The organism is Haladaptatus sp. W1 (assembly GCF_001723155.1).
Taxonomy (GTDB): domain Archaea; phylum Halobacteriota; class Halobacteria; order Halobacteriales; family Haladaptataceae; genus Haladaptatus; species Haladaptatus paucihalophilus.
Genome location: NZ_MEIH01000198.1, coordinates 1 through 2,377 on the forward strand (window position 1 = coordinate 1; position 2,377 = coordinate 2,377).

General features: G+C 61.8%; 3 protein-coding genes and 1 pseudogene. 2 read left to right on the forward strand and 2 right to left on the reverse strand.

The window, feature by feature from the left end; all coding sequences use genetic code 11:
- Both BG842_RS09815 and BG842_RS09820 read left to right on the forward strand, forming a co-directional pair.
- A partial coding sequence (locus tag BG842_RS09815) for a hypothetical protein (RefSeq protein WP_069450611.1) occupies positions 1 to 656 on the forward strand: 656 nt, incomplete at its 5' end.
- 31 nt (positions 657 to 687) lie between these two features.
- Entirely contained in the window at positions 688 to 879 is a 192-nt protein-coding gene (locus BG842_RS09820) for a hypothetical protein (protein WP_007982368.1), read from the forward strand.
- Between the two features lie 14 nt (positions 880 to 893).
- On the opposite strand, the gene BG842_RS09825 is transcribed toward BG842_RS09820, so the two are convergent.
- Together BG842_RS09825 and BG842_RS28775 are read right to left on the reverse strand one after the other, a co-directional pair.
- Complete coding sequence (locus tag BG842_RS09825) at positions 894 to 1,742, reverse strand: bifunctional 2-polyprenyl-6-hydroxyphenol methylase/3-demethylubiquinol 3-O-methyltransferase UbiG (protein ID WP_069450612.1); 849 nt, start codon at positions 1,740 to 1,742, stop codon at positions 894 to 896.
- A gap of 500 nt (positions 1,743 to 2,242) precedes the next feature.
- Positions 2,243 to 2,377, reverse strand: a pseudogene (locus BG842_RS28775) (nodulation protein); the annotation flags it as partial.

The following is a 2,377-nucleotide window of genomic DNA, read 5'->3' on the forward strand; positions in this document are numbered from 1 at the left end:
TCCCGCGACAGCGACAGCAGTCCCACTCGGTCCTCGGAAAGTGGCAGCCACAGAGTACGACGGGAAAGGTCGCCTACAGCATCTGGAGCGTGGTCGGAACGGTCGTCGTCGCCCTGCTCTATCCCTTCGTCCTGTTCGGCTTCGCCGCGCGCTACTACACGAGTCGCATCGACCGAACGGCGGCGAGCCTCGGGGTGCTCGGCGTTATCGTTCTCTCGGTGGTCGTCTGGGGGGGCTTGGCGGCGCTGGCGAGCTATCGCTTCTCGACGGAGGGGTTCTACGCGGTCGCCGCCGCAGGTGGCGTGGCGACGGTCGCGGCGGTGTTCTCGTATCTCACCAGCCGATACGGGGGTCGAATAACGACGGTGCTGTTCGCCTACCCGTCCGGGATGACGGCTATCTTCCTGCCGCCGGTCGTCGCGGCGTTGTACTCCCCTGCACTCTCGAACGTCATCTTCCCCAACAGCACGAACCTCGCGGTGTGGTTGCTGAACAACGTGCTCACCTACCGCGGCATCGACGAGATACTCAGGGCGCGCTTCGGCCTCGAAGGACTCGCCTACGTCGGCATGTGGTTCGGAATCGCGGTGCCGGTCGGTTGGGTCCTCGGGTTCTTAGTGACGCTGGCGAATCTCATGCGCCCGAAATCGGAGTAACGCTTTTCTGTCGGTCGCCGAACGGTCCCGTATGGAGTTCAATTTACCTGTGACCGCCGCAGCACTGGTGGCGATCGTCGCCATCGGTACGGCGGGCCTCATCGGGATGGGAGCGATGGCGACGAGTACAGTGCTGATGATGGTGACACCCTCGATGCTTGTTTTCGGCCTGATAGCGCTCTTCCTCGGCGTGAAACACGGGGAGTACCGCGCGACGAGATAGCGGACACGAATCGCTCACTCGACCCGCCCGACCGCGAGGATGTGGTTCGACAGGTCGGCAATCGTCGGGTCTTCCCGAAGCGTTTCGACGACTTCCGCGACGGTCTCCTGTGCCTCCTCGTCTATTTCTTCGAGGTTCGCTCCGAAGTTCGAGGCCGGGCCTTCCAGTCCGGCGACGACTTCGACGGCGATGCCGCGGGCTTCGAGGAGACGGCGGAGTTCGTCGCTCCGGAAGAAATGACACTCGACGAACGACGGGTCGTCGATGCCGTGTTTCGCTATCAGTTCCGGCGAGTAGTCCCGCGTTTCGACCACATCGGGCAGTTGTCGAACCCCCGCCTCGAAGTGCGGCGCGCTCTTGATGAGGTTTTGGACGACGGCGACGAACCCCATCACGGAGACGAAGACGGGAGCGTCTGATTTGGCGACGCGACGGAGTTCCCGAACCGCCGCGTCCCGTCCGTCGGCGTCGATGACGTGCGAGAGCGGGCCGCCGAGACAGAGCGTCGCGTCGAACCGGTCGTCGGAAAACGGGAGGTCCCGGATGTCTCCGCGTTGGACGCTGACGCGGGATTCGAGGTCGCGCTCCGCGACGCGCCGCTTTGCGATGGCGACCTGTTCCGCCGAGAGGTCGAGCACGGTGACGTCGTACCCCTTCTCGGCCAACCAAATCGAGTACCGTCCCGCGGCCCCGCCAGCGTCGAGGACGTGTCCCGATTCAGGCAAGAAGCGGTCGAGATAGTCGGTCGTGTTCTCGAATTCGAGGGAATTCTTGAACGACTCTTCGAGGCGTTCCCACTCGCCCTCGCCCAACCGGTCGTAGTAGTTCGCCGGGTCGATGCGATTTCGCGGGTCGTTCGTCATTCTGTCTGTCAATTGGAACGAAGAAACAAAATCGGTTTGTGTGAATCGGTATCGTTTGACGCGCCTCTGCGTCGAAACGAATCCCGGCCAGCGAACGGCGAACGAACGTGAGCCGAGCGATAGGTCGAGGACACGACCACACGAAATCCGCCGGTTTGCGCAATCATCGGGAATGATTACGCAACCGTCGGGAATCGACAGACCACACAATTCCCGGAAGTCAGCAATCGACACAACCGTCAGAAACGGAGTTCCGCACAACCGACAAAATCAGCAATCTCCACACCCGCTAGTCGCCAGCATACCCACCGAAAGACCTGCGGTCTTTCGAGCCACCACAATCGCGCGGCGATTGTGAGACACCGGAAAATCTCCGATTTTCCGGGCTAAACGACGACCAACGGGAGGAGTGCAATGCTTTTGATGAACCTTTTACAGGAAGACGGACGACGCCAGCGCGATATCGCGCTGGCGTCGTCTCTCGACCGTCGTAAAGGGTTCTACATGTAACCCAAGTCGCGCAGGCGCTCCATCAGGTCCTCTTTGTCCTGGGCGCGGCCCGCACGCTCGGTGGTGTTCTCCATGTCCTGCAGCCAAGCTGGTTCCTGGTCGCTCTTCTCGGTGCTGATTTCGCT

What these genes read in the sequence shown, in the direction of transcription:
- BG842_RS09820 (WP_007982368.1), top strand. Translation starts at nt 688, where the DNA reads ATGGAGTTCAATTTACCTGTGACCGCCGCAGCACTGGTGGCGATCGTC.
- BG842_RS09825 (WP_069450612.1), bottom strand. Translation starts at nt 1,742, where the DNA reads ATGACGAACGACCCGCGAAATCGCATCGACCCGGCGAACTACTACGAC.